The sequence below is a fragment of the Flavobacterium sp. genome, from assembly GCF_044360715.1.
Taxonomy (GTDB): domain Bacteria; phylum Bacteroidota; class Bacteroidia; order Flavobacteriales; family Flavobacteriaceae; genus Flavobacterium.
Window position 1 is genome coordinate 21,924 of record NZ_JBIKJY010000016.1, and the last position, 23,881, is coordinate 45,804.

Sequence of the window (23,881 nt, forward strand, 5' to 3'; positions counted from 1 at the left end):
ACATTTGTTAAATATAAAAACACCCAATTACAATTTTGTAATTGGGTGTTTTTTACTTCTACTCATTCGGTTCAATATGAATTAAGACATGTCCTAACTCTAATATTTTACTTCTTAAGGTGTCTTTTAGTTTATGAGCCAAATCGTGTCCTTCTTTAACGGAAATTTTTGCATCTACAATAGCATGTAAGTCAACATGATATTTCATTCCAGCTTTTCTGATAAAGCATTTCTCTGTACCGATAATTCCATCAACTTTTAACGATTCTTGACGAATATTTTCTACTAAATCATCATAACGATGTTCATCCATAATTTCACCAAGTGCAGGTCGGAAAATCATATAACTATTATATAGAATAAAAAAAGAAGCTAATAAAGCTGCCCAATCATCAGCAGATTCGTATCCTTTTCCTAAAATTAAAGCAATTGAAATTCCTATAAAAGCGGCAACCGAAGTTATCGCGTCACTTCTATGGTGCCAAGCATCTGCTTTTAAAGAAGAGCTATTGGTAATAATACTTTTTTTCATTACTTTTTGAAATGAGTATTCTTTCCATAAAATAATTAATGCCAATACGATTAGTGTCCACGATTTTGGTAAATCATGAGGCGTCCCAATATTTAATATACTTTCATAAGCAATAATTGTAGCAGAAGTAATTAAAAATCCTACTACAAGAAAAGTAATTAAAGGTTCGGCTCTTCCATGTCCATAGGGATGATTTTCATCTGCAGGTCGGTTAGAATATTTAATTCCAAATAAAACTAAAAACGAAGCAAAAATATCCGTTGTAGATTCAATTGCATCAGCTAATAATGCATAAGAATTTCCGAAAAAACCAGCCAATCCTTTAATAAGTGCTAAGCTTGTATTACCAATAATACTAAAATAGGTAGCTTTTATAGCGGTTTGCTCGTTTGTCATTTACTTGTTTTTGTTAAAAAGTTACGTTTACCTTATTAGTTTTTCCGTCTCTAATAAAAATAACTTCTTTCGTTTCACCGGAGTTAATTTTAGATAAACATTCCATATAACTATAAACTTCTTTTACTTCGCAATCACCAATTTTAGTAATTATATCTCCTTCTTTAATTCCGGCTTTTATCGCTGGACGGTCTTCAGTAACACCATCTACGTGTAAACCATCTCCATGCTCTGCATAATCAGGCATAATTCCAAGTGTTACTTTGTATTTTGCCATTTTCTTTTCGCTGTTTATTTTGGTTTTGGTAAATTCTATATTTTCTTTATCGGCCAATTCATTTGTGATTCTAAAAACATAATTTACAATATTGGTTACGCCATAATAATTAATTTTTTCTTCATCATCACTTGGTTTGTGATAGTCTTCATGCGTTCCTGTAAATAAAAACAGTACTGGAATATCTTTTAAGTAAAATGAAGTATGATCAGATGGTCCAATTCCGCCAGTTTCTTCTGTAACTCCAAATCCCGCGGGTTTGTTACGTTGAATTAATTCTGAGAAAATAGGAGAGGTGCCAGTTCCACCAACTACAAGACTTTTTTTGTCGTCTAATCTTCCAATCATATCCATATTAATCATTGTGATTACATTTGGATACAATGTTTTAATTGATTCAGCCATATACTTCGAACCAATTAAGCCATCTTCTTCACCAGAAAACAGAGCGAAAATGAAATTTACTTTTTCTTTTGTGTTGTTTTTTGCATAGATACGAGCCAAATCTAACACACCAGCAACACCAGAAGCATTGTCGTCTGCACCATTATGAATCATTCCTTTTGAAAAAGGTTTGGTAGAATTATTATGTTCGTTTCTTCCTAAGTGGTCATAATGTGCACCAATTACGATTGTTTTATTTGCGCCATTGTCCAAGTAAGCTACTACATTGTTTGAATTTAATAAATCTCCTACAACTGTTGAATCTGCATGTGGATTGGTTTTGTAGCGATATGAAAAAGGTTGTAAAAATGTTTTGTTGTATGGTTGTAAACCTAATTTTTTAAATTCACTTTCAATATATTTTGCTGCTGTTTTCTCAGCTTTACTTCCTGAAAGTCTTCCCTCTAAGGCATCAGAAGCTAAATACGAAATATGTTTTTTTAAATTTTTACTATCCGCATTTTCAACTTCATCTGTTTCTACCCAATCTGCAATAAAAACATTTGTTTCACGTGCTTTTTCTTGTTGGCGATTACTTGAAAATACTAATTTTTTTCCGTCAGGGGAAAATTGTGGAAACGCATTAAATTCACTTTCATAGGTAATTTGTTTCAATCCCGTACCATCGATATTAATCATATATAATTGAAAATCATATCCTTTAGTAGCGTGATGATTGGATGAAAAAATAATTTTTTTGTCTGATGGATGAAAAAAGGGCGCCCAATTGGCTTTACCTAATTTGGTGATTTGTTTTAAATCTGAGCCATCAATATTACAAGTATAAATTTCCATATTAGTTGGCATCACTAAATTTTCTGCCAATAAATCTTTGTATTCTTTAACGTCTTTTTCTGTGGTAGGACGAGAGGAACGAAAGACTAATTTTTTACTGTCGTGTGAAAAGAAACATCCGCCATCATATCCCAAACCAAACGTAATTTGTTTTAAATTACTTCCGTCAATATCCATAGTATAAATTTCTAAATCACCAGAACGAATACTTGTGAAGGCTATTTTTTTTCCGTCAGGAGAAACCACCGCTTCTGCATCATAACCCGGAGAATTAGTTAATTTTTTTACAATTTCACCAGATTTAGTTGCCATATAAATTTCAAATTCAGGATAAATGGCCCATAGGTATTTTCCGTCTTTTGGTTTTGGCGGAGCAGGGCAAGCTACATTCGCTTCATGCGTAGAGGCATAAATAATGTGTTTGCCATCTGGCATATAATATGAACAAGTGGTTCTTCCTTTACCTGTAGATACTAATTTCAGATTGTTAAAATCAGTTATAGGTTGCGTCAAATCTAACGAGTAAATTTGATCGCAAGGCACACCAAATTGAGTATTGGTAACTTGCATGGTTAAGTTTTTACTATCCGGACTAAAATATGCCTCAGCATTATCACCACCAAAAGTTAGTTTTTTTATATTTCTTAGATTTCTTTCTTGTCCTTGAACGGTTAATGAAAGAAATAGAAACGATAGAAATGCGTATTTATTTATTACCATTTTATTTTATATTTTATTTATTTTTTAAAGATTCTATCTGCTTTTGACTTTCGACTTTTAGCCATGTACAGTAACACCTTCACCATATTTAGCGATTACACTCGCTTCGTATGCTAACCATGCTTTCCAGCGTTTTTCTACATCGATATTTCCAGCGTATTTTCTGGCTAAGTTTATAAAAGTGGTATAATGAGCGGCTTCACTTTCCATTAAATCTCTATAAAACTGTGCTAATTCTTCGTCTTTTAAATTTTCAGAAAGTACTTTAAATCGTTCGCAACTTCTGGCTTCAATCATAGCTGCAAAAAGTAAACGTTCTATTAATCCGCCTTCACGACTTCCGTCTGAGGACTTTTTTAAAAATTTCATTAAATCGTTCACATAATCGTCTTTTCTTTCCCTTAAAAATTCATAACCACGTGCCTTAATAATATCATGAACCATTTGAAAATGTTGCATTTCTTCAATAGAAATCGCAGTCATTTCTGTAACCAAATCTTCTTTCTCTGCATTATTAATAATAAGCATTATGGCATTTGTGGCTGCTTTTTGTTCGCACCAAGCATGGTCACTTAAAATATCTTCTAAGTTTTCTTCTACTATATTTGCCCATCTTGGATCGGTGGGTAATTGCAATCGTAAAATAGACATAATTTTAAGGTTATGAGGTTTATAATGTTTATGAGTTTATTTGTTTAAGAGTTTAAAAGGTGTTGTGTTACGGTTACAATTCAAACTTAAATTTTGTTTTAAAAGAATAAAAGGTATTACAGATAAAATTTGTTTTAATATTTGACGATTATAAAAAAATAAATGGATTATTTTAACACAAAAATTTTTAAACTTATAGTCATTACTTTTTAAACAATTTTACTCAATACCTTTTAAACTAATAAACTGTTACACTTTTAAACTAAATTAAAAAACAAACATAGCTCTTTCGCCCATAAGTTCGTTAACTTCTTCAGCTACTTCTTCTATTATAGCTTCATTAGTGTAATTCATTAATACTTTATCAATTAAAGCAACAACGGTTTCCATATCTTCTTCAACTAATCCACGAGTTGTAATTGCTGGTGTTCCAACACGAATTCCTGAAGTTACGAATGGCGATTTATCGTCAAAAGGTACCATGTTTTTATTTACTGTTATTTCTGCTTTAACCAATGCGTTTTCTGCATCTTTACCAGAAATATTTTTGTTACGTAAATCAATCAACATCATGTGATTATCAGTTCCTCCAGAAATTAATTTATAACCTCTTTTGTTGAACGCTTCTGCCATAGCTTTTGCATTTTTTTGCATTTGTAAGGCATAACGGAAAAATTCATCTGTTAGCGCTTCACCAAATGCTACTGCTTTAGCGGCAATAATATGCATTAACGGACCTCCTTGATTTCCAGGGAAAACAGACATATCTAATATATGACTCATCATTCTAATATCGCCTTTTGGAGTAGTTAATCCCCAAGGGTTTTCAAAATCTTTTCCCATCATAATTAATCCACCACGAGGACCACGTAAAGTCTTATGTGTAGTAGTTGTTACTATATGACAGTGAGGAATTGGATCATTTAACAAGCCTTTTGCAATCAATCCAGAAGGATGTGAAATATCAGCTAATAATAATGCTCCAACTGAATCTGCAATTTCACGGAAACGTTTAAAATCCATATCACGAGAATAAGCCGATGCTCCTGCAATAATCATTTTAGGTTTTTCCTTAGTTGCAATTTCTTGTATTTTATCGTAATTTAATAATCCAGTTTCTTCTTCTACACCATAAAAACTTGCAGTATATAATTTACCTGAAAAATTTACTGGAGATCCATGGGTTAAATGCCCACCGTGGGCCAAATCGAATCCTAAAATTTTATCTCCTGGTTTTAAACATGCTGCAAAAACAGCTGTATTTGCCTGCGAACCAGAATGTGGTTGTACATTAGCATATTCAGCTCCAAATAATTCTTTTACTCGATCAATAGCAACTTGCTCTACAATATCTACTACTTCGCAACCACCATAATATCTTTTTCCAGGATATCCTTCTGCGTATTTATTGGTTAAACATGAACCAGCAGCTTCCATAACTTGGTCGCTCACAAAGTTTTCTGAAGCAATTAATTCAATTCCGTGAATTTGTCTGTCTTGCTCGTCTAAAATTAGGTCAAAAATAAGTTCGTCGCGTTGCATTTTTTAGTATAAATTTAAATTTTGTCAAAAATACAAAAAATGTTTGGTAAATTGAATCTATAGTTTAATTTTGATTGCTCAATTATCAACAAAATAATTTAAGGAATAGATATGCCAAATTTAGCTAATGACCCAAGTAGAAAATCTTGGTTAGATATTAAAAAAGATAGTGATTTTCCAATCCAAAACATCCCATTTGGAGTATTTATCACTAAAGAAGATGTAGTTACAATAGGGACCAGAATAGGTGATTACGCTATTGATATGGGAGCTTTACAACAATTAGGCTATTTTGACGGCATTGAACTTACTGATGATATGTTTATGCAAGATACGCTTAACGATTTTATTTCTGACGGAAGAAAAACTTGGCGTTTAGTACGAAATAGATTATCGGATATCTTTTTAGATACCAATCCGAAATTAAGAGATAACGATTCACATAAAAACATTGTTATTTTTAAAATAGATGATGTTGAAATGTTATTACCAGTTCAAATTGGTGATTATACGGATTTTTATTCAAGTAAAGAGCACGCTACTAATGTAGGAAAAATGTTTCGCGATCCAGAAAATGCATTATTACCAAACTGGTTGCATATTCCAGTAGGATATCACGGAAGAAGTTCAACGATTGTACCAAGTGGAATTCCAGTTCACAGACCATACGGACAAACGTTGCCAAATGGCGAAACACAACCTGTTTTTGGACCTTCAAGATTGGTAGATTTCGAATTAGAAACTGCTTTTATTACTACGGATGCAAATTTGATGGGAGAACCTGTTTCTGTAGCAGATGCAGAAGAATGTATTTTCGGAATGGTTTTATTTAACGACTGGTCGGCAAGAGATATTCAAAAATGGGAATATGTACCATTAGGGCCATTTTTAGCAAAAAACTTTGCATCATCAATATCACCTTGGATTGTTACTTTGGATGCTTTACAGCCCTTTAAATGCTCATCACCTGAACAACAACCAACACCATTGCCTTATTTACAACAAACCGGTAATCATTCTTACGATATTAATTTACAAGTAGCCATTCAGCCAGAAAATGCTGTTGAAACTATAGTGTCAAACTCTAATTTTAAATACATGTATTGGACTATGAGTCAGCAATTGGCACATCATACAATAAATGGTTGTAGAGTGAATTCTGGAGATATGATGGGAAGTGGTACGATTTCAGGACCAACACCAGATTCTTTCGGTTCAATGTTAGAATTGTCTTGGGGTGGACAAAATCCAATTAAAATGAATGATGGTTCAGAACGTAAATTTATTAATGATAACGACACGGTAATTATTAGAGGATATTGTCAAAATGACCAAATTAGAATTGGTTTTGGAGAAGTATCAAGCAAATTACTTCCAGCTATTGAATTGAAATTTTAAATTAAGCACGCTATTGTTTCCCAAATCTAAAAGTGTATATATGAAAAGAATTATTTTACTATTACTAACCTTGTTTTTGTTTTCCTGTGGAGTAAAAAAAACGCAGTCTATGTTAAGTAATGGCGACTATGATGGCGCTATTGAAAGAGCTTTAGATGGTTTAAGAACAAATAAAAATGCCAAAGGAAATCAAGATTATGTATATCTTTTGGAAGAAGCATTTGCCAAAGCGAAAGAACGTGATTTAAATAATTTATCATTATTGGTAAAAGAAAAAAATCCAGCAAATTTAGAGAAAATCTATAATTTGTATAATCAATTACACAATCGACAAGATAGAATAAGAGGTGTTTTACCTTTAATGTTATTGAAAGAAAACAGAAACGCTATTTTTCCTTTTAATGATTATTCTAACGAATTAATTGCGAGTAAATCTGATTTGTCTATTTATTTATATGATAATGCGAAAAAACTACTTGCTTCTAAAAATAAATTAGTCATTCGTGAAGCGTATGATGATTTAGCTTACTTAGATAAGTTAAATCCTAACTATAAAGATGTCCTTGATTTAATGGATCAAGCGAAATTTAAAGGAACTGATTTTGTATTTGTGTCGACTAAAAACGAAACAAATATGGTTATTCCATCTCGTTTACAAGATGATTTATTGGATTTTAGTACGTACGGAATTAATGATAAATGGACAGTATATCATAATAAAAAGCAAAGCGATATTTTTTATGATTTTTCATTGGTTGTAAATTTCAGAGAAATTAAAATTTCACCAGAACAAGTTAGAGAAAAACAATTTGTTAAAGAAAAACAAATTAAAGACGGAACAAAACCACTTTTAGATGACAAAGGTGTTCAAGTTAAAGATTCTGAAGGTAAACCGATGGTTGTAGATGTTATGAAAACAATTTCAGCAAGCATTTATGAATTTACCCAATTTAAATCTGTGCAAACCACTGCTAAAGTTGAATTTTACGATTTAAACACAAAACAATTAATTGATGCCTATCCGTTATCAAGTGAATTTGTTTTTAATTATATATATGCTAATTATAATGGAGATAAACGAGCTTGTGAACAAGATTATTTTCAATATTTTGACAGAAGAGCAGTACCGTTTCCAACAAACGAACAAATGGTTTATGATTCAGGTGAAGATTTAAAAGCAAAATTGAAATCTATAATTTCAGGCAACAGATTTAGAAGATAAATAATGAATAAAAAAATCGCTTTTAAAATTTTAAAAGCGATTTTTTTATTTTAAATTAAGTAAACTGCTTTAAATCTTCCGCAGAAATACTATCGTGTGATTCATTAAAAACCGCTTTTCCATTTCTGATCACTACTATTTGTGGCGATTGATGTACTACGTTATATCTGTTTGCAATTTCATTAGATAAATCTCTGTGATTTAACAAATCCAATAAATACCAATCAATTTTTTCTTCAGGATAATTAAATTCGGCATCAAATTGTTTTAGCGCCATTCTACTGATGCTACATCTTGTACTGTGTTTGAAAAGGACAACCGGTTTTGTTTGAGAAATTTCATCTATTTCATCAAATTGTTCCATTTTATCTAATGTGAAAAATTTGGCTGTCTCATTTACTTCTTCCTTTGAAGAATTTACATTTTCTTTAAAGATATTTTTGAAAAAACTCATATTTGTTTGTTTTATGGGACAATTTGTCTTTATAATTTACATTAACTTATTTTTACAAATATACTACAACTTAAGTCGATTTAAAATTTTATAAAATAATAGTATATTTGAAAATAATTTTCATCCATATTTTGAATAAAATTAATGAACCTACTCGAACTCTTTTCACAACACGACATTTCAATACTTATATTTATGGCTATTGCCTCGCTTTTTGCGGGTTTTATTGATGCAGTTGTAGGCGGTGGCGGATTAATACAATTCCCTGCATTTATGATTTTGTTCCCAAATTCAACAGTGCCAACTGCTTTTGGGACTAACAAAATAGCCGGGCTTTCAGGTACTTCTATAGCAGCTGTTCAATATGCAAAACGAGTAACGTTCAATTGGAAATTATTATTAATTACTGCTTTTAGCTCCTTTATTTTTTCTTTTATTGGTGCGAAATTGGTTACTCGAATCGATGTGAACATTCTGAAACCTTTTATCTTTTTTATGTTAATTGCAATTGCTATTTATACATTTAAAAAGAAAGATTTTGGTTCTTTTGCTACAAAAGTATTATCCTATAAAAAAAAGTATTTATTTGGATTTTTACTGGGTATTATTATTGGTTTTTATGATGGTTTTTTAGGTCCAGGAACAGGAAGTTTCTTGGTTTTAGGATTTGTAGCACTTTTGGGATTTGAGTTTTTAGAAGCTTCCGCATATGCAAAAGTAATTAATTGCATCACCAATATTTCTGCGCTTTACGTGTTTATTTCGCAAGGAAATTATATTTTAGAAATTGCAATTATTATGGCGATTTCCAATATATCAGGAAGTATAATTGGTACCAGAATGGCTATTTTAAAAGGCAATCAGTTTATTCGTAAATTATTTTTATTTGTTGTAGTCATAATGATTTTTCGTTATGGATATGATGTTTTTTTTAGTTAGATTTGTTTTTCATTATAAAAACCCCAAATTTATGAAGAACTTTATTATCCTTTTCGGTACGCTATTTCTATTTTCTTGTCAATCTACCAAGAAGTTTAATCAGCAATTAACACAACCTATTGCAGCAAAAAAGCTTCAAAAAGATGTAGATTATTCGTATAAAAAACTCAAACAATTACATCCAAAATTGTATTGGTACATTTCAAAAGAAAAATTAGATTATAAGTTTGATAGCTTAAAAAAATCCATTCAACAACCTATGACGGGTTTGGCTTTTTATAAAGAATTGAGCCAAGTGGTTAAAAATGTTGGACAAGGACATTTAAGCGTTTCACCAAGTTTACCAAAATCTACAAAAAAAGAAACAAAGGCACTAAATAAAAAAGGAAAATCACCTTTTTCACAATTTGATTTTGAATATATCGACAACAAATTAATAATTTTAAAAAATCGATCGCGTAATACTATTTTAGCGAATACTGAAGTTGTTTCCATAAATTCTGAAAAACCATCCGATTTAATTTCATTATTTTCTAAAAGAATAGCTTCGGACGGTTTTAATACAACCTTTATTAATAGATATTTAGGAAAATATTTCGGTGCGTTTTTTAATTTAGATAAAGGAAAAGTACAAGATAGTTTACATTTACTCCTAAAACTTGAAGGAAAGGATTCTCTTTTTGTTGTGAAACGAGACACATTCGGTTCAAATTCAAATCAAAAGAAGCCGAAATTATCAAAAAAAGAAAGAAAAGAAAAAGCCAAATTTAATAGTAAATACGGCTTTAATAGCGATACTAAAACATTTACCAGAGAATTAAAATTTTTGGATAAAGATAGTATCACTGCAATGATATCGATTAAACAGTTTTCAAATGGAAATTATCACGATTTTTACGAAGATGCTTTTAACATATTATCTGTAGCAAACACTAAAAATTTAATTATTGATTTGCGTAATAATGGTGGCGGAAGATTGAATGAAATTGCTGATTTATATAGTTATTTAACGCTGGAACCTTTTGTCTTTATTGATGATTACGAAGTAGTATCAAAAACCAGTTTTTTACATATGAATTATTTTAAAGGAAGTGGTTATGTTACTAAGTTTTTTAAGATTTTAGGCGCGCCTATTTTTTATCCTTTATTTTATTTTAAAACTAGAAAAGAAGCAAGTGGGACCTATTTAAGTAATCGACATTCTAAACAAAGAAAGCCAAAACCGAATAATTTTAAAGGAAAAATTTACGTGTTAATTAATGGTGGTAGTTTTTCGGCAGCAAGTATTATTTCTTCAAATTTAAAGTCAAATCAACGTGCTTTCTTTGTTGGTGAAGAAACTGGAGGTGCTTATAACGGAACGGTTGCTGCTCAAATGCCTTTGGTGCAATTGCCAAATAGTAAAGTGAATTTACGAATAGGTTTAGCTTTAGTAAGTGCCGCGGGTAAAACAAATATTGAAGGAAGAGGAATTTATCCAGATAAAGAAATTTTACCTACTTTAGAAGACAGAAAAAACAATATCGATCCAGAATTGAATTGGATTTTAGAGGATATTCGAAGAGAAAAAGAAGTAGAATTATTAATTAAACCCAAAAATAAATAGGTACAACACAGATTATAGAAATTATTAAAATTTTAGAAATCAATAAATCCTTAGCGAGCCTTACGAAAATCTTTGCGAACTTTGCGGTTAAATAAAATACAATATTTATCAAAATTAAAAAATATGCTTACCATAAATTTTCAACCCTTTCCAATTTTGGAATCAGAACGATTGGTTTTAAGAAGACTTAAAGACTCAGATGCTCCAGAAGTTTATAAAATAAGAAGTAGTCCAGAAAGAATGAAATTCGTGCCACGACCAATTCTACAAAATGAAGGTGAGGCTTTGGCGATGATTCAAATGATGAACTCTAAAATTGATGAAAATACCGATATTAATTGGGGTGTTTGCTTAAAAAATTCAGATAAACTAATTGGCTTTATGGGGTTTTATAGAGTACAACCAGAAAATTATCGTACCGAGATTGGATATATGATTTTACCAGAATATGATGGAAAAGGATATGTGTCTGAAGCTGTAAAAGCTATGCTGAATTATGCCTTTATTACTGTCGGATTTCACTCTGTTGAAGCAGTAATCGATCCAGATAATATAGGTTCAGAGAAAGTTTTAGTTAAAAACGGATTTAGAAAGGAAGCCCATTTTATTGAAAATGAATACTTTGATGGAAGGTTTTGGGATTCGGTACATTACGGATTATTAAAAAAAGAATTTAAAAAATGATAGTTACAATTTCAAACACAACTTTAACAGCAACCATTAATACACTGGGTGCCGAATTAATTTCATTAGTTAAAAACAATAAAAATTACATCTGGAATATCGATGAAACGTATTGGGATAAAACCTCACCGGTATTGTTCCCTATAGTTGGTCGTTTAAAAAATGATAGTTATTCATTTAATGGTAAAACGTATCAATTACCACGTCACGGATTTGCCAGAAATATGGAATTTTCATTCGATAAAAAAAGTGATTATCAAGTTATTTTTGAACTTAATGAAACCGAAGAAACAAAAGCAATTTATCCTTTTAGTTTTAAGTTATTAATGGCATATACATTAATGGAAAACGAATTAGTTATTGAATACTTTGTAAGAAATCAATCGGATGAAGTACTTCCTTTTTCTATTGGAGCACATCCTGCCTTTGCAATTTCAGATAAATTTGAAAATTATTCATTAGAATTTAATGCAGCAGATACTTTTGAAACGCACCATTTAGAAAATGAAAGTTTTATTGGAAAAACAACTTTGGTTGATACAAAAAACAATGCTATTGCTTTAAATTATGCTTTATTCGAAAAAGATGCATTGGTTTTTAAACAATTAAATTCAAATGAAGTTACTTTAAAAAATAATGACAAAGCGATTTTAAAAGTAAATTACGATCATTTTCCATATTTAGGAATTTGGACCAAACAAAATGCTCCATATTTATGTATTGAGCCTTGGTGTGGTTTAGCAGATGCCATAAATCACAACGGAAAATTAGAAGAAAAAGAAGGAATGAATCATTTACCAGCTGGTGAAGATTTTTTAAGAGCCATCCGAATTGAAATTTTAGAATAAGTATTAAATTCTGGGTTTATTCAGCCCTCTGTCATATAAAATAATACTTCCAGCTACAGAAACATTTAAACTTTTTTCCGATTTAAATTTTACTAAATGGTGGCATTTTTCCATAGCTTTTTTAGTCATTCCATGATCTTCTGCGCCTAATAAGTATACACATCGTTGTGGATGATGAAAGGTTTCTAAATCTACTGCGGCATCATCAAGTTCAACGCCAACTAATCTTGCGCCTTTAGGTAAGTTTTCGTAAAATGCTTCAAAAGTATCATAATGAAAATATGGAATCGCTTTTACTGCGTTGTGTGTATCGCAAGCTTGTTTAGCATACCGTTTTCCAATGGTGAAAATAAAACTCGCACCAAAATTCTGAGCCGAACGCCAAAGCATTCCTAAGTTTTCAGGTGTTTTACCGTTTTGTATGCCTATTCCAAAAAATTCGTTTATAAAATTATCGTTCATATTGGGATATGTAAAATATACAGCAGATTATACGTCTATGATTTGAAGTCTATAATCTATTTAAATTATCCTTTGTAATTCTCTTTTATTGGAAAGGGTAATTTTTTTGCCATGTAAAGAAATCCAACCTTCTTTGTTAAATTCAGATAGTAATCGAATGCAACTTTCAGTAGCTGTACCAATCATTCCAGCTATTTCTTCACGAGATAATTGAATTTTTAAACTTCCATCTTCGTGAATGCCAAAGTCGGTTTCTAATTTAAGTAAGGTTTCTGCCAAACGTTGTTTTACTGTTTTTTGTGCCAAATTCACCATATTATCATCGGCATCTTTTAAATCGCCACAAACCGATTTCATCATATTTAATGAAAACTGATTATTTTCGTTAAAAAACTGTAAAATTTCTTGTTTTGGAATAAAACAAACTTGCATATCTTCCACAGCAACCGCACTTAAATTAGTAGATTCTTCACTAATTAACGAACGTTGTCCTAAAAGTTCCCCTTTTTTTACGAGTTTCACAATTTGATCTTTTCCGTTATCGCTAAGTTTTGATAATTTACAAATGCCGTCTTTTATACAATAAATACCATTTAAGGCATCGCCTTCGTCAAAAACTGTTTCTCCTTTTTTTACGGTGTACGACGTTTTACAATCGGCAATTTTCAATAACTCATCTTTATTTAATGCCTTAATAGCACTAAATTCTCTAACAATGCATTGTTCACATTTCCCCATAAAATCACAATTAATTGAAGTCGGTACAAATTTACAAATTGTATGACAAATATCATATTTTACTTATGAACAATATTTCACCTTTGTATCAGGTAAAATGAGCATTATTATGGGCAATAAAAATTGTTTTCATTGTGGTAAGGAATATACTGCAAAAGAAGAAATACAATTTGACGAAAAATCATTCTGTTGTGTGGGATGCAAAACAGTATATGAAATATTTAGTCAAAATGATTTAACATGTTATTACGATTTTCAATCGGCTCCTGGAGCCACACCACAAGAAATTAAAGGTAAATATGATTTTTTAGATGATGAAAAAATTCAATCCAAATTATTGGAATTTCAAGAAAATACAATTTATATTGTTTCCTTATACATACCACATATTCACTGTAGTTCATGTATTTGGATTTTGGAAAATTTACAAAAACTTCAAAAGGGAATAAGTACTTCTCAGGTTAATTTTACACAAAAAAAGGTTCGAATTACCTATAATTCAGAACAAACCAATCTAAAAGACATCGTTTATTTATTGTCATCCATTGGTTATGAGCCTTATATAAGTTTAGAAAATTACGAAACAGACACCAAACAAATTGATAGAAGTTTAATTTATAAATTAGGAATTGCATTTTTCTGTTTTGGAAACATTATGCTTTTATCGTTTCCAGAATATTTTGAAGTAGATGAATTTTGGATAAATAAATATCGAAATTTCTTCAGAACGCTAATTTTCTTTTTATCCTTACCTTCTTTTTTATATTCGGCAAGTGGCTATTACATTTCTGCATATAAAAGTATCAAATCTAAAATGTTAAATATCGATATTCCAATTGCTTTAGGAATAATTGTAATGTTTGTTCGAAGTGTAATTGATATTACTTTTGATTACGGTCAAGGTTATTTTGATAGTTTAACAGGATTGGTTTTCTTTATGTTGTTAGGAAAATTATTTCAACAAAAAACATATGATTTTTTATCATTTGAACGCGATTTTAAATCTTATTTTCCAATTGCTGTTACGAAAATTAATCAAAATGGAGAAGAGGAACCTTGCCAAATTTATGATGTAGAAAAAGGTGATAGATTAATTATCAGAAATCAAGAATTAATTCCAGTTGATGGAATATTAATTTCACCAAAAACAGCTTTAGATTATAGTTTTGTTACTGGTGAAGCCATTCCAATTGAAAAAAAATCGGGCGATAAAGTTTTTGCAGGCGGCAAACAAATGGGCGGTATAATTGAAATGGAAGTGTTGTTTTCCGTTTCGCAAAGCTATTTAACGCAATTGTGGAGTAATGATGTCTTTCAAAAAAAAATAGAACAGAAACACAAATCGATTACAGACAAAGTAAGTCAGTATTTCACACCAGCTTTACTTTTGTTAGCTTTTGGATCCTTAATTTTTTGGCTGTTTATAAATGCGTATTTAGCGTTTAATGTTTTCACTGCAGTGCTAATTGTAGCGTGTCCGTGTGCTTTGGCTTTAACCGCACCTTTTACCTTAGGTAATGTGTTACGAATTATGGGAAATCATAAATTGTATTTAAAAAACGCTCAAGTTATTGAACAAATGGCAAAAGTAGATACGATTGTTTTTGATAAAACAGGAACGATTACCTCATCTTTAAAATCGAATATTGAATATGTGGGTGAAACATTATCGCAAGTAGAATTTGCCAAAATTAAAAGTATTGTCAGAAATTCAAATCATCCTTTAAGTCGAAAATTATACGAATTTTTACCGCAATCTCAATTAGCTGAACTTACTAATTATGAAGAAATTGTGGGTAAAGGAATGTTGGCTGAAGTTGAAAATAGTATATATAAAATAGGTTCTCTTCACTTAATGAATTTAAAATTAGAAATTGAAAAAGATAAAAATACTAAAGTACATATTGAAATTGGATCTCAATATAAAGGGTATTTTGCCTTCAACCATCAATATAGAGAAGGGTTAAATACATTGTTCAATCAGTTGGATAAAAATAACTTCAAAACTGTCATTTTATCGGGTGATAATGATGGCGAAAAGGACTATTTAAAATCTGTTTTACCTCAAAATACTACATTGGTATTCCATCAAAAACCAGAGCAAAAATTAGATTACATTCAAAAACTTCAAATCGAAGGTAAAAATGTAATGATGGTAGGAGATGGGTTAAATGATGCTGGTGCTTTAGCACAAAGTAATATTGGAATAGCGCTTTCAGAAAATGTAAACGTCTTTTCTCCCGCTTGTGATGGTATCATGGATGCTTCGCAATTTCAAAATTTGTTTTATTATATTCAGTATTCTAAAAACGCAATGAAAACCATTTATATGAGTTTTGGTCTTTCGTTACTATATAACTCAGTAGGATTAGCTTTTGCTTTAACAGGTAAATTATCTCCTTTGTTTGCGGCCATTATTATGCCTATGAGCGCTATTACGATTGTGAGCTTTGTAACCATATTGAGTAAATTTTACGGTAAAAAAATCAAATCGTAATTCGTAAATAAAAATAAATTCAATATATGATAAATATCATATTTAGTTACATCTCGCTAATCTAAATTTGTTTAAAACTTATAGAGGTATGAGTATCATATATTTTCTTATAACCATTAGCATCTTAATAGCCATTGTGTTTTTAATCACATTCATATTAGCCGTAAAAAACGGTCAGTTTGATGATGATTACACGCCATCGGTTCGTATGCTTTTTGACGATGAATTAAAAAAAACTAAAACTAAATAAACATTAATTATGGAAATGCAACAATTTCGTTATGATAATAAAATCGTTCGTAATTTTATTTATGCATCGCTACTTTTTGGAGTAGTCGGAATGTCAGTAGGACTACTTGTGGCTTTATTTTATCTTTTTCCAAATTTAACAGACGGTATTCCGTGGTTAAGTTATGGTAGATTAAGACCTTTACATACCAATGCAGTAATTTTTGCGTTTGTTGGTAATGCCGTTTTTGCAGGAGTATATTACTCTTTACAACGTTTGCTAAAAGCCAGAATGTATAGCGACTTTTTAAGTCAGGTTAACTTTTGGGGTTGGCAACTTATTATTTTAGGTGCTGCTATAACGTTACCAATGGGAATTACTACATCAAAAGAATATGCCGAATTAGAATGGCCATTTGATATAGCAATTGCCTTAGTTTGGGTAGCGTTTGGTATTAATATGATTGGAACTATTATTAAGCGAAGAGAGCGCCATATTTATGTAGCGATTTGGTTTTACATCGCCACTTTTGTTGCCGTTGCTTTGTTACATATTGTAAACAGTATTGCAATACCTGTTTCTTTAACAAAAAGTTATTCTGTTTATGCAGGTGTTCAAGATGCTCTGGTGCAATGGTGGTATGGTCATAATGCAGTAGCATTTTTCTTAACTACACCGTTTTTAGGATTAATGTATTATTATTTACCTAAAGCGGCTAACAGACCAGTATATTCATATAGATTGTCAATTATCCACTTTTGGTCGTTAATTTTCTTATACATTTGGGCAGGTCCGCACCATTTATTGTATTCTACATTACCAGATTGGGCGCAAAATTTAGGAGTAGTATTTTCAATTATGCTGATTGCTCCATCTTGGGGAGGTATGATTAATGGATTACTAACTTTAAGAGGTGCTTGGGATAAAGTAAGAACAGATGCCGTTTTAAAATTCTTCGTAGTTGGGGTAACCGGTTATGGAATGGCCACTTTTGAAGGACCTATGTTATCACTTAAAAACGTAAATGCGATTGCTCACTTTACGGACTGGATTGTCGCACACGTTCACGTTGGCGCATTAGCTTGGAATGGTTTCATGACATTTGGTATGATTTATTGGATTATACCAAGAATTACTAAAACAAAATTATATTCAGAAAAATTAGCCAATTTTCATTTTTGGATTGGAACATTAGGTATCATTTTATATGCTTTACCTATGTATGTGGCTGGTTTTGTACAATCATTAATGTGGAAACAATTTAATGAAGACGGCACATTAGTATATGGCCAATTTATGGATACTGTAGTGGAGATTATGCCAATGTACGCTATGCGTGCAGTAGGTGGTGTGTTATACTTAACAGGTGTTTTAGTTGGAGTATATAATGTAATTAAAACAGTAAAAGCAGGTTCTGCAGTTACAGATGAAGAAGCAGAAGCAGTTGCGCTACCAGTAATCGCATCAAGTCGATTGAGAAATGAAAAATTACACGCTTGGTTAGAACGTAAACCAGTTCAATTTACCATTTTAACAGTTTTGGCAGTTTCTATAGGTGGATTAATTCAAATTGTCCCTATGTTAATTGTGAAATCAAATATCGCAACGATAACAAGCGTTAAACCTTATACTCCATTGGAATTAGAAGGTAGAGATTTATATATCAGAGAAGGTTGTAATAATTGTCACTCACAACTGGTTCGCCCATTTAGAAGTGAAGTAAAACGTTATGGTGAATATTCTAAATCTGGAGAATATGTATATGATCATCCATTTTTATGGGGTTCAAAAAGAACTGGTCCAGATTTAATGCGAGTAGGTGGTAAATATCCTCATAGTTGGCACTTTAGCCATATGTGGAATCCACAAGCTACAACAACAGGTTCTATAATGCCAGCTTATAAATGGATGTTTGATAATAAGAAAATGAAACATGACGACATTCAGAAAAAAATGAGTGTTATGAAAACGTTAGGTGTACCTTATACAGATGCCGAAATTGCTAATGCATTTATAAGTATTGAAAAACAAGCTGTAGAAATTGAAAAAGGTTTAGAAACAGATCCAAATTTCTCTAAATCATATGCAGCTAGTAAAGAAAAAGCAAAACTTACAGGCGAACCTTTCGTACAAATGAAAGATAGAGAAATTGTAGCCTTAATTGCATACTTGCAACGTTTAGGAACGGATATTAAAGTAAAAAAATAAGGATATGTTAAAATTTGTAAAACACAACATGGAAGGTATTAATGGAGTAGAGATTTATCCTATAATATCATTAGTAATTTTCTTTACCATATTTATTTCTTACTTAATATATGCTTTATCGTATAGTAAAGAGCAAGTGAAAATTATGAGTGAATTACCTTTTAACGAGAAATAAAACAACAAGATTATGAGAAAATATATTCCAGTATACATTAGGTTTCCGTTTTTTTACCTAATTGTTTTTGCCTTATCAGAATATTTTATTGATTCTGGAGACCGTCCAGCTTTTGTAAAATATCCAATAGTGCCATTAATGCATTTGTTATTGATATTCATTTTTATTGTCATTGAAGTAATATTAAATGCAGTAGACAATGTTTCTTACCAATTGCTTACAGATGAAGCAAAAGCGCAATTTGATATTGAAAAAGCAAAACCATTTACACAATCTGAGTTTTATAAAAAATGGTTGTTTAAAATTTCGGCTTTAAAACCAATTGAAGATGAAAAAGACATTCAATTAGATCATGATTATGATGGAATTAAAGAACTAGATAATGGTTTACCACCGTGGTTTACGGGATTGTTTTATGCTACAATTGTGTTTGCTTTGGTGTATTTAGTTCGTTTTCATATAGTTGGAGATTATACGCAAGACCAAGAATATGTAATGGATAACACTTTAGCGGAGAAACAAGTAGAAGAATATAATAAAACAGCTCCAGATTTAATGAATGTTGATAAAGTAACATTACTTACTGAGCCAGCTGCTCTTGCAGAAGGAAAAGCCATTTTCACAACCAATTGTGTGCTTTGTCATAAAGCTGATGGAGGTGGGGCAATTGGTCCTAATTTAACAGATACAAGTTGGATTTTAGGTGGTGGAATTAAAAATTTATTTAAAACTATTACCGAAGGTGGTCGACCAGGAAAAGGAATGGTAGCCTGGAAAGAAAGTTTAAAACCAACCGAAATACAAAAAGTGGCTAGTTATGTATTGTCTCTTCAAGGCACAAAACCTGCTGGAGGAAAAGCACCTGAAGGGGAAGTATGGAAAGAAGAAGGTGCTGCTGCAACTGCAAAAGTTGAGGTGGTAGATACGATTGCAAAAAAATAAATACTAACAATTTGGGTATGCTTTATTGTATACCCATATTTGTTACAGCAGTAATGCAAAATATAACAAAAGATGTCAAATATTGAAGACGATAGTTTCCGTGATTCCATTGGAACTATAAACGAAAAAGGAAAAAGAAAATTTATTTTTCCAAAAAAACCTCAAGGAAAATATTACGAAAGAAGAAAATTAGTAAGTTATGCATTATTGGCATTTTTACTTTCTAGCCCTTTTATTAAAATAAATGGCAATCAGTTCTTATTGTTTAATGTATTGGATCGTAGATTCAATATTTTTGGAATGCCATTTTGGCCACAAGATTTTTATTTGGTGGTGATTTTAATGATTACCGGAGTGGTTGGGTTAACCTTATTTACTGTAGCTTTTGGTCGTATATTTTGTGGTTGGTTTTGTCCGCAAACTATTTTTATGGAAATGGTTTTCAGACGAATTGAATATTGGATAGATGGCGATAGAGGTGCTCAAATAAAATTAGAAAGTCAAGAATGGAACGCAGAAAAAATCAGAAAACGTGTATTAAAATGGTTTGTGTTTTTAATTATTTCCTTTGGTATTGCCAATGTGTTTTTAGCATATTTAGTTGGAAGTGATACACTTGAAGCAATGATTGTTGAAGGGCCGCTAAGTAATGTAAAAACCTTAATTGTGTTATCCATTTTTACAGGAATTTTCTATTTTGTTTTTACTTGGTTTAGAGAACAAGTTTGTATTATAGCTTGTCCGTACGGAAGGTTGCAGGGTGTTCTTTTAGACAACAAATCCATTGTTGTAGCTTACGATTATGTTCGTGGTGAAAGTGAAAATGGAAGAGCTAAATTTAAGAAAAATGAAGACCGAAAAGAACAAAAAATTGGTGATTGTATTGATTGTCATCAATGTGTAAATGTTTGTCCAACAGGAATTGATATTCGTCACGGAACACAATTAGAATGTACCAACTGTACCGCTTGTATGGATGAGTGCGATTTGATGATGGAGAAAGTCAACTTACCAATAGGATTAATACGTTACGCAAGTGAAGTAGAAATTACTAAAAAGGAAACGTTTAAATTAACCACCAGAATGAAAGGGTATATTGCCGTTTTAGTAATTTTAACTACAGTTATGATTTCAATGATTTTATTGCGAACAGAAGTAGATACTAAAATATTAAGATTATCCGGTCAGTTGTATGAAGAAAAAGGGAAAAACATCAGTAATGTATATACCTATAGAATTATTAATAAAACAAATGACAATTTAAAAAACATAACATTTAAGTTAATTCATCCAAAACAGGGTACCCTTAAGTTAGTAGGAAATTCAATTTTACATGTTGAAAAAGCAGATGCTGCAACAGGAACATTATTTGTTGAAATTCCATTGGTAATATTAGAATCAGATAATACAAAGATTAATATAGAAGTACATCAAGGAAATAAATTAATTGAAACAATTACTACAAATTTTTTAGGTCCAAGAACATTTAATTAAAACAACAACAAATATGAAATTTAATTGGGGAACAGGAGTAATTATTGGTTTTGGAAGTTTTATGACTTTTATATTGTTTTTTGTGTTTTTGGTACAATCAAATTCAAAATACGATAATGAGTTAGTTGCTAGTGATTATTACAAGCAGGAAGGGAAAGTACAAAGCGATATTGAAAGCCAAAATCTTTCAAATGCTTTAAAAACTAAATTAAAAGTAGCAAAAACTTCTGAAGGGATACAAATTTATTTTCCTACAGATATAGATTATAAAAAAATAAAAGGAACTATTTCCCTATACAGACCGTCAAATCAAAAGTTGGATTTTGAAATGAAAATTTCTTTATCAAGTCCAATAATGCTCATACCTAATCATAAATTGATTGGCGGTCTTTGGGAAATATCTATAAATTGGAAAGTAGATGAGGTTGCTTATTTAAATAAGGAGACGATTTATTTTTAATTTACGATTTGAATTATAAAAAAAATGCTTTATTCTGCGCTAATATTTGGGTTTATAAGTAGTTTGCACTGCGTAGGTATGTGTGGGCCAATTGCTATGATGCTCCCAATAGATCAAAATAATTCATTTAAAAAATGGATCCAAATTGCTACTTATCAACTGGGTAGAGTAGTGGCTTATGCTTCTTTAGGTTTGCTATTTGGTGTTTTAGGTTCTGGTTTTTTCTTTGCAGGATTTCAACAACAGCTTTCTATAGTTGTTGGAATTTTTATGATTATTGTTGCCATTGTTCCAGAGAAAAAATTTGCAGCATATAATTTTTCTAAGCCTATTTATAGTATTATCAGTAAAGTAAAATCTCAATTGGGTTCACAATTTAAAAACAAAACGTTTAAATCGTTATTTTTAATTGGACTCTTTAATGGGTATTTACCTTGTGGAATGGTGTATGTGGCATTATTTGGCGCAATGGCTATGAATCATGTTTTCTTAGGAAGTTTGTATATGATTTTATTCGGATTAGGTACCATTCCACTAATGGCTGTTGTTGTAAATTTTTTTAAAAGTAATTCGTTTACTTTTTACGCTAAATTTCAAAAAGCAATTCCTGTTCTTATGATTTTCATGGGAATATTATTTATTGTAAGAGGTTTTGGATTAAATATTCCTTATTTTTCTCCAAGTTCTATGAATTTGCATATTCAGTCAGAAGTGAATTGCCATTAATTTTTAAACCGTCATTGAAAATAATTCTGTTTGTGGCACCGTTCTTTTTAATCTTAAATCGAAAGCCATACAAATATTTCTTACAAATGCTTTTCCTAAATCGGTAACAATTAGTTTTTTGTTCTCAATATAAAGCAATCCATCTAATTGCATTTCGTATAAAGAATCCAATACGTCATAAATTTCTGTAAAATAAGTAGATTCATCTTCCCAATTGGTTTCAAAATGGCACATTAAGTTTAATATATGCTGACGAATTACTACATCTTCGGAAGTTAAATGATGTCCTCTAAATACAGGTAAATTATTGCCATTAATTTTTTGATAATACGTTTCTAACGATTTTTCATTTTGTGCAAAACTATTCCAACTATCACTAATAGATGACACACCTAAACCAATCATTAGTCCCGTTTTCGAAGCGGTGTATCCCATAAAATTTCGATGTAGTGTTTTGCTTTTAAATGCCAAATACATTTCGTCTGTAGGCAGAGTAAAATGATCCATGCCGATTTCAACGTAACCCATTTCAAGTAACATTTTCTTACCTAACTCATATAATTGTCTTTTCGTATCATTTTGCGGAATGTCTTCATCTTGAAATCCACGTTGCCCGTTTCCTTTTAACCAAGGCACGTGCGCATAACTATAAAATGAAATTCTATCAGGTAAAAGCGATTTTGTTTTTAATATTGTGTCTTCAATATCCTGAATTGTTTGAAAAGGTAATCCGTAAATTAAATCGTGACCTATAGAAGTATAGCCAATTTCTTTCGCTAACAAAGTTACTTTTGATACATTATGAAAAGATTGCACTCTATGAATTGCTGCTTGAACTTTTGGGCTATAATCTTGTACGCCAAAACTTACTCTTCGTAATCCTAAATTATATAATGTTTGCAAATGTTCTTTTGTAGTATTATTGGGATGTCCTTCAAAACTAAAAATATAGCTTTCTGCTTTGTTTGCTGTTTCAAATATGCCTTCAAGTAATAAAGTTAAATTTTCTGTAGAAAAAAAAGTTGGCGTTCCGCCTCCCAAATGAATTTCTTTTATATTCGGCTTTCTTGAAAATAAATTGCAATACAAGCGCCATTCTTTTATTACGGCTTGAATATAAGGCAATTCTACTTCGTGACGTTTCGTAATTCGTTTGTTACAACCACAAAAAGTGCATAAACTTTCACAAAAAGGCAAATGAATATATAGACTTATTCCTTCTTTTTGATTAGAAATTTTAAACGTTTCTGTTAGATTTTGAATCCATTTTTTTTCTAAAAACGCTTCTTCTTCCCAAAATGGAACTGTTGGATAACTGGTATATCTGGGACCAGGCACATTATATTTTTGTATCAATGACGACATAACTTTATGAATTTATCACAAAATTATGGGTATTCACGCTAAATATTTATGATAAATATCATACGAAGAAAGTAATG

General features: G+C 30.9%; 22 protein-coding genes. 14 read left to right on the plus strand and 8 right to left on the minus strand.

Features of this window, described 5'->3' with window-relative positions; all coding sequences use genetic code 11:
* Window positions 1–58: 58 nt before the first annotated feature.
* From ACIQ16_RS06780 to glyA, 4 genes are all read right to left on the minus strand, one after another.
* Window positions 59–928, minus strand: a complete 870-nt coding sequence (locus ACIQ16_RS06780; protein ID WP_396149907.1) for a cation diffusion facilitator family transporter — start codon at window positions 926–928, stop codon at window positions 59–61.
* Between the two features lie 13 nt (window positions 929–941).
* Entirely contained in the window at window positions 942–3,164 is a 2,223-nt protein-coding gene (locus tag ACIQ16_RS06785; protein ID WP_396149909.1) for a M20/M25/M40 family metallo-hydrolase, read from the minus strand.
* Between the two features lie 57 nt (window positions 3,165–3,221).
* A complete protein-coding gene (locus ACIQ16_RS06790) occupies window positions 3,222–3,809 on the minus strand; it encodes a tRNA-(ms[2]io[6]A)-hydroxylase (RefSeq protein ID WP_396149957.1) in 588 nt (195 codons plus the stop codon).
* A 273-nt stretch (window positions 3,810–4,082) separates the two neighbouring features.
* Window positions 4,083–5,357, minus strand: a complete 1,275-nt coding sequence (glyA, locus tag ACIQ16_RS06795) for a serine hydroxymethyltransferase (protein WP_396149911.1) — start codon at window positions 5,355–5,357, stop codon at window positions 4,083–4,085.
* A 111-nt stretch (window positions 5,358–5,468) separates the two neighbouring features.
* On the opposite strand from glyA, the gene fahA reads away from it, so the two are divergent.
* Together fahA and ACIQ16_RS06805 are read left to right on the plus strand one after the other, a co-directional pair.
* Window positions 5,469–6,755, plus strand: a complete 1,287-nt coding sequence (fahA, locus tag ACIQ16_RS06800) for a fumarylacetoacetase (protein ID WP_396149913.1) — start codon at window positions 5,469–5,471, stop codon at window positions 6,753–6,755.
* Between the two features lie 40 nt (window positions 6,756–6,795).
* Window positions 6,796–7,977 (plus strand): hypothetical protein, encoded by a 1,182-nt coding sequence (locus tag ACIQ16_RS06805; RefSeq protein WP_396149915.1) that lies wholly within the window; start codon window positions 6,796–6,798, stop codon window positions 7,975–7,977.
* 55 nt (window positions 7,978–8,032) lie between these two features.
* On the opposite strand, the gene ytxJ is transcribed toward ACIQ16_RS06805, so the two are convergent.
* Window positions 8,033–8,431 (minus strand): bacillithiol system redox-active protein YtxJ, encoded by a 399-nt coding sequence (ytxJ, locus tag ACIQ16_RS06810; RefSeq protein WP_396149917.1) that lies wholly within the window; start codon window positions 8,429–8,431, stop codon window positions 8,033–8,035.
* A 144-nt stretch (window positions 8,432–8,575) separates the two neighbouring features.
* Here ytxJ and ACIQ16_RS06815 point away from each other — a divergent pair, with 144 nt between their 5' ends.
* The 4 genes from ACIQ16_RS06815 (at window position 8,576) to ACIQ16_RS06830 (ending at window position 12,508) form a co-directional block, all read left to right on the plus strand.
* Window positions 8,576–9,370 carry a sulfite exporter TauE/SafE family protein gene (locus ACIQ16_RS06815; protein ID WP_396149919.1) on the plus strand — a complete coding sequence of 265 codons (795 nt, stop codon included), beginning with the start codon at window positions 8,576–8,578 and terminating at the stop codon, window positions 9,368–9,370.
* A gap of 31 nt (window positions 9,371–9,401) precedes the next feature.
* The gene (locus ACIQ16_RS06820; RefSeq protein WP_396149921.1) at window positions 9,402–10,976 is read left to right on the plus strand and encodes a S41 family peptidase; all 1,575 of its coding nucleotides are present in this window, start codon (window positions 9,402–9,404) and stop codon (window positions 10,974–10,976) included.
* A 123-nt stretch (window positions 10,977–11,099) separates the two neighbouring features.
* Window positions 11,100–11,660, plus strand: a complete 561-nt coding sequence (locus ACIQ16_RS06825; protein WP_396149923.1) for a GNAT family N-acetyltransferase — start codon at window positions 11,100–11,102, stop codon at window positions 11,658–11,660.
* Complete coding sequence (locus tag ACIQ16_RS06830) at window positions 11,657–12,508, plus strand: aldose 1-epimerase family protein (RefSeq protein ID WP_396149925.1); 852 nt, start codon at window positions 11,657–11,659, stop codon at window positions 12,506–12,508. The genes ACIQ16_RS06825 and ACIQ16_RS06830 overlap by 4 nt, the downstream gene beginning before the upstream one ends.
* 3 nt (window positions 12,509–12,511) lie before the next feature.
* On the opposite strand, the gene ACIQ16_RS06835 is transcribed toward ACIQ16_RS06830, so the two are convergent.
* Both ACIQ16_RS06835 and ACIQ16_RS06840 read right to left on the minus strand, forming a co-directional pair.
* Window positions 12,512–12,970: an RNA methyltransferase gene (locus ACIQ16_RS06835; RefSeq protein WP_291241846.1), complete on the minus strand. Its 459-nt coding sequence runs from the start codon at window positions 12,968–12,970 to the stop codon at window positions 12,512–12,514.
* A gap of 60 nt (window positions 12,971–13,030) precedes the next feature.
* Window positions 13,031–13,708 carry a Crp/Fnr family transcriptional regulator gene (locus ACIQ16_RS06840; RefSeq protein ID WP_396149927.1) on the minus strand — a complete coding sequence of 226 codons (678 nt, stop codon included), beginning with the start codon at window positions 13,706–13,708 and terminating at the stop codon, window positions 13,031–13,033.
* Window positions 13,709–13,817: 109 nt separating this feature from the next.
* Between ACIQ16_RS06840 and ACIQ16_RS06845 the strand changes: the two genes are divergently transcribed.
* The 8 genes from ACIQ16_RS06845 (at window position 13,818) to ACIQ16_RS06880 (ending at window position 22,439) form a co-directional block, all read left to right on the plus strand.
* Window positions 13,818–16,205 (plus strand): heavy metal translocating P-type ATPase, encoded by a 2,388-nt coding sequence (locus ACIQ16_RS06845; RefSeq protein ID WP_396149959.1) that lies wholly within the window; start codon window positions 13,818–13,820, stop codon window positions 16,203–16,205.
* Between the two features lie 88 nt (window positions 16,206–16,293).
* Window positions 16,294–16,455 (plus strand): cbb3-type cytochrome oxidase assembly protein CcoS, encoded by a 162-nt coding sequence (gene ccoS, locus ACIQ16_RS06850; RefSeq protein WP_291241849.1) that lies wholly within the window; start codon window positions 16,294–16,296, stop codon window positions 16,453–16,455.
* A gap of 9 nt (window positions 16,456–16,464) precedes the next feature.
* Window positions 16,465–18,642 (plus strand): cytochrome-c oxidase, cbb3-type subunit I, encoded by a 2,178-nt coding sequence (gene ccoN / locus ACIQ16_RS06855; protein ID WP_396149929.1) that lies wholly within the window; start codon window positions 16,465–16,467, stop codon window positions 18,640–18,642.
* 4 nt (window positions 18,643–18,646) lie between these two features.
* Complete coding sequence (locus tag ACIQ16_RS06860) at window positions 18,647–18,817, plus strand: CcoQ/FixQ family Cbb3-type cytochrome c oxidase assembly chaperone (RefSeq protein WP_396149931.1); 171 nt, start codon at window positions 18,647–18,649, stop codon at window positions 18,815–18,817.
* 12 nt (window positions 18,818–18,829) lie between these two features.
* A complete protein-coding gene (locus tag ACIQ16_RS06865) occupies window positions 18,830–19,759 on the plus strand; it encodes a cbb3-type cytochrome c oxidase N-terminal domain-containing protein (protein WP_396149933.1) in 930 nt (309 codons plus the stop codon).
* 72 nt (window positions 19,760–19,831) lie between these two features.
* A complete protein-coding gene (gene ccoG / locus ACIQ16_RS06870) occupies window positions 19,832–21,253 on the plus strand; it encodes a cytochrome c oxidase accessory protein CcoG (protein WP_396149934.1) in 1,422 nt (473 codons plus the stop codon).
* A gap of 13 nt (window positions 21,254–21,266) precedes the next feature.
* Entirely contained in the window at window positions 21,267–21,713 is a 447-nt protein-coding gene (locus ACIQ16_RS06875) for a FixH family protein (protein WP_396149936.1), read from the plus strand.
* Between the two features lie 24 nt (window positions 21,714–21,737).
* The gene (locus tag ACIQ16_RS06880) at window positions 21,738–22,439 is read left to right on the plus strand and encodes a sulfite exporter TauE/SafE family protein (protein ID WP_396149939.1); all 702 of its coding nucleotides are present in this window, start codon (window positions 21,738–21,740) and stop codon (window positions 22,437–22,439) included.
* 3 nt (window positions 22,440–22,442) lie between these two features.
* Here ACIQ16_RS06880 and hemN read toward each other — a convergent pair whose 3' ends face one another.
* Window positions 22,443–23,804: an oxygen-independent coproporphyrinogen III oxidase gene (gene hemN, locus ACIQ16_RS06885; RefSeq protein WP_396149942.1), complete on the minus strand. Its 1,362-nt coding sequence runs from the start codon at window positions 23,802–23,804 to the stop codon at window positions 22,443–22,445.
* Between the last annotated feature and the right edge of the window lie 77 nt (window positions 23,805–23,881).